This window comes from Acidovorax cavernicola (assembly GCF_003581445.1).
On record NZ_QXMN01000121.1, the window covers coordinates 1 to 2,925 of the forward strand.

3 protein-coding genes are annotated in these 2,925 nt (G+C 69.5%); 1 reads left to right on the plus strand and 2 read right to left on the minus strand.

The window, feature by feature from the left end; translation table 11 throughout:
- A partial coding sequence (locus tag D3H34_RS31420; protein WP_147400543.1) for a GntR family transcriptional regulator occupies positions 1–700 on the plus strand: 700 nt, incomplete at its 5' end.
- Positions 701–798: 98 nt separating this feature from the next.
- Here the strand turns inward: D3H34_RS31420 and D3H34_RS31425 are convergent.
- Together D3H34_RS31425 and dctP are read right to left on the minus strand one after the other, a co-directional pair.
- Positions 799–2,157 carry an MATE family efflux transporter gene (locus tag D3H34_RS31425; protein ID WP_286186510.1) on the minus strand — a complete coding sequence of 453 codons (1,359 nt, stop codon included), beginning with the start codon at positions 2,155–2,157 and terminating at the stop codon, positions 799–801.
- A 171-nt stretch (positions 2,158–2,328) separates the two neighbouring features.
- Positions 2,329–2,925: TRAP transporter substrate-binding protein DctP (gene dctP / locus D3H34_RS31430; RefSeq protein ID WP_167481308.1), on the minus strand; the 597-nt coding region annotated here is incomplete at its 5' end.

Here is a 2,925-nt window from a genome sequence, read left to right on the forward strand (position 1 = left end):
GGCCGAGGAGTTGATACAGCAGATTCGCGCCGGCGACCTGCCTGTCGGCGCGCTGCTGCCGACGGAAATGGCGCTGATGGCGTCTTATCAGACCAGCCGCAACACGGTGCGCATGGCCTTGCAGCAGCTGCAGGCGCGCGGTCTGATCTCGCGGCGGCGCAACCGCGGAACCATGGTCGAAGCATTGCCCGGAGGCGTCGCGACCTTCACGCAATCGCTGTCGTTCGACAACCTGGTCACGCTCGCCAGCGCCGCGCAGCGCACGCTGCTCGGATCGGCCGATGTCGTGCTGGACACGGCCACGGCGAAAGCGCTGCAATGCCAGCCGGGCTCGCGCTGGTATCGCCTGTCCATGGTGCGCAGCGTGCCCGGCAAGGCCAAGCCGCTGGGCTGGACCGATGCCTACATCGATCCCCACTACCGCCAGGTGGGCGCGCTGGCCGAACAGCAGCCGGGCAAGCTGCTGGCCGACATCATCGAAACCGAGTTCGGCCGGCGCATTGAAAGCGTGGAGCAGACGGTGTCGTGCTGCTCGGTCACCGAGGACATGGCGCAGACGCTGGGCACGGCCCGCGGCACGCCCGCGCTGCGGGTGCTCAAGCATTACCGCGACGCGGCGCGCGCGCTGGTGATCGTGACCAGCAGCCTGTATCCGGAAAATCGCTACTCGATCGTCACGACGCTGGCGCGCAGCGCCTGACCAGGCCTGCCCCGGATTTTTAGCGGCTAAAACGGCTGCATGCCGGGGCCGTGCCGATGCGGGCTGGCCGCGCGCCGCCGCAGCGTTCTTGCCGGCGCCTATCGCCGCCCGGCTGTGAACCAGCTGCCCGATGCGACCGACCAGAGGATGAGCAGCCCGTAGGCGGCCATTGCCGCCGCGCCGAGCGCAAAGAAGGCCGTGAGCGCGCCCGTCGCGACGAGCACCGCCCAGCCGAGTCCGGCGTAGAGGCACAGGCGCAGCGCGCCGGCCAGCAGCGGCCACTTCAGGCGCCCCGCGCCCTGGGAGGCGAAGTAGAGCGCGATGCCCATCGCAAAGAAGCCATAGAACGGCCCGGCGATGCGCAGGTACTGCGCGCCGGTCTCCAGCATGCGCTCGTCGCTGCCGAACAGCCTGAGCCAGGCCTCGGGCCAGAGCGCCGCCGTGAGGCCCACGGTCTCGCCGATCGCGAAGGCGATCGCGCCGCCGACCAGCGCGATGCGGCGTGCGCGTTCGGGCTGGCCCGCGCCCAGGTTCGCTCCGACCAGCGCGACCATGGGAGCGCCCAGGCCGAAGGCAATGGGGATCAGCAGATATTCCAGCCGCGCGGCCGTGGCATAGCCGGCCAGGGCTGCGGAGCCTGCATGCGCGCCCACGATGGCGGCCGTCGAGGCGATCAGGCCGTTGGTGAGCAGGGGGTTGATGCAGGCCAGGCCGCCGACGGTGAGAATGCTGCGCATCGGCGCCCAATGCACCGGCCCGGCACGCAGCTTCGCGGCGTTGCGCTCGCCGGCGCAATACCAGGCCAGCACCAGCGTGCCGATGGCGTAATAGGCCACCAGCGCCCAGGCGCCGCCCACGACGCCCAGTGCGGGAATCGGCCCGAAGCCGAAGATCAGCGCCGGGCAGATGGGAATCAGCAGCAGCGCGCCGCCGCAGATCACGGCGCCGGGCAGCAGCATGTTGCCCGTGCCGCGCACCACGCTGGCCAGGGCGTTCATGGCCCACATCAGCACCAGCCCGGCGAACACCACCTGCCCATAGTCCCGGGCCACGGCCAGCGCCGCGCCGCGCGCGCCGAGCAGATGGAACAGCGGCGTGCTGAACCCCATCAGCAGCAGCGTGAAAACCAGGCCCACGGCAGCGCTGAGCACGACCGCATGGCGCGCCAGCGCATCCGCGAGCGCCGCGTTGCCCGAGCCGAGCGCGCGCGCCACGGCCGCCGAGATGCCGCCGCCCAGCGCGCCCTGCGACATGTTCTGCATCAGCATCAGCACGGGCACGACCACGGCGACGCCGGCCAGCACATCGGTGCCGAGCTTGGCCAGAAACCACATCTCGATCAGCCCGGTCGAAGCCTGGGCGAGCATCATCAGCATGTTCGGCCAGCTCATGCGCAGTATCGTCGGCAGGATGGGGTCTTGCAGCATGCCGCGCACGCGCGGGCTGGCTGGTGGCATGCGAGGTACGACCCCCTGAGCGACATTCATGGATTGCTTTCCGGATAGTGTTGCATATGCAATATTTGCAGATGCAATATATCACGCGCAAAGAGCCGCCAACGCCCATGCCGCGGGCTAGCCGCCAGGCCCTGGCCCGTTATCCGGGGCAGGGCGCTGTCTGCCCGCGGCTTACTTGACGGCCGCGATCGCGTCCAGCGTCTTCTGGCCGAACTTGGTCGCGAACTGCTTGTAGGCCGGGGCCAGGGCGGCGCGGAAGGCCGCCTGGTCGACTTCGCTCACGACCTGCACGCCGTGGCGCTTGATCTCCTCGACGCCGCTCTTCTCGACGTCGTCGACGAACTTGCGCGAGGCCAGGCTGCCGGCGCGCGCGCCGTCGACAAAGGCCTTCTTCTGCGCATCGTTGAGGCCGGACCAGACCGAGGGGGCGACGATCAGCACCATGGGCGCATAGACATGGCTGGTCAGCGACAGGTACTTCTGCACCTGCCAGAGCTTGGCCGAGGTGAACACCGAGACCGGGTTCTCCTGGCCGTCGATGGTGCCCTGCTGCAGCGCGCCTATGACTTCGGGCCAGGACATGGGCGTGGGCGACATGCCGAGCTGGCGGAAGGCGGTGATGTGGGTCTGGTTCTCGGTCACGCGGATCTTCAGCCCCTGGGCGTCCGCGGGCTTGACCACCGGGCGCTTGTTGTTGCTGAGGTGGCGAAAGCCCTGCTCGCCCCAGGCCAGCGCGATCAGGCCGCGGGCGCGGAACTTGGCCAGCAG

What these genes read in the sequence shown, in the direction of transcription:
- D3H34_RS31425 (WP_286186510.1), bottom strand. Translation starts at nt 2,157, where the DNA reads ATGCCACCAGCCAGCCCGCGCGTGCGCGGCATGCTGCAAGACCCCATC.